The following is a 1,264-nucleotide window of genomic DNA, read 5'->3' on the forward strand; positions in this document are numbered from 1 at the left end:
AGCAGACGCGACATGCACCGAACCTAGCGTGCGGGCGCCGGGTGCCCGGCATCCACCTCCCGGCCGGGCAGCGCAAGCTCAGCGATCCGCGCAGACTCAGCCGCCCCCGCCCGGATCGGGCTGACATCGCGCGAATCACCGAGCGAGCGCGCCGGCGCGCAGCGAAACGCCCCGCCCCTCGCGAGAGGGACGGGGCGTCGGTGCCGGATCAGACGCCGGGGTAGTCGCGCTGCGCGGCCCCCGTGTAGAGCTGCTGCGGGCGGCCGATCTTCGTCTGGGGGTCGGTGATCGCCTCGCGCCACTGCGCGAGCCAGCCGGGCAGGCGGCCGATGGCGAAGAGCACCGTGAACATGCGCGTCGGGAAGCCCATCGCCTTGTAGATGACGCCGGTGTAGAAGTCGACGTTCGGGTAGAGGCGACGCTCCTTGAAGTAGTCGTCCTCCAGCGCGATCTGCTCGAGCTCCTTGGCGAGGTCGAGCAGCGGGTCGCTCACGCCGAGCGCCTCGAGGACCTCGTCGGCTGCACCCTTCACGAGCTTCGCGCGCGGGTCGTAGTTCTTGTAGACGCGGTGTCCGAAGCCCATGAGCTTCACGCCGTCTTCCTTGTTCTTCACGCGCTCGACGAACCGCTCGACGCTCTCGCCGGAGTCGCGGATGCGGCCGAGCATCTGCAGCACGGCCTCGTTCGCGCCGCCGTGCAGCGGACCGGACAGGGCCTGGATGCCGGCCGAGATCGACGCGAACTGGTTCGCACCGGTCGAACCCACCAGGCGCACCGTCGAGGTCGAGGCGTTCTGCTCGTGGTCGGCGTGCAGCATGAGGAGCAGGTCGAGGGCCTTCGTCATGACCGGGTTGACCTGGTAGATCTCGCTCAGCACGCCGAAGTTCAGCTTGAGGAAGTTGTCGACGAAGCTCAGCGAGTTGTCGGGGTACAGGAAGGCCTGGCCGATGCTCTTCTTGTGTGCGTAGGCCGCGATCACGGGGAGCTTCGCGAGCATGCGGATCGTGTTGAGTTCGACGTGCTCGGGGTTGTGCGGGTCCGACTCCGCCTCGTAGTAGGTCGAGAGGGCCGCGGTGGCCGCCGACAGCACCGACATGGGGTGCGCGGTGGGGGGAAGCGAGGAGAAGAAGCGCTTGAGGTCTTCGTGCAGCAGCGTGTGACGGCGGATCCGCTCGTCGAAGGACGCCAGCTCGGATGCCGAGGGCAGCTCGCCGTAGATGAGGAGCCAGGCCACCTCGAGATACGTGCTGTTCTGCGCGAGCTG

At 68.0% G+C, this 1,264-nt stretch carries 1 protein-coding gene; it reads right to left on the minus strand.

Going from position 1 to position 1,264, the window contains the following annotated elements; all coding sequences use genetic code 11:
• Positions 1-208: 208 nt before the first annotated feature.
• A partial coding sequence (locus tag I5G_RS04875; RefSeq protein ID WP_022878056.1) for a citrate synthase occupies positions 209-1,264 on the minus strand: 1,056 nt, incomplete at its 5' end.

The sequence above is a fragment of the Microbacterium sp. B19 genome, assembly GCF_000333395.1.
In the GTDB taxonomy this organism is placed as follows: Bacteria; Actinomycetota; Actinomycetes; order Actinomycetales; family Microbacteriaceae; genus Microbacterium.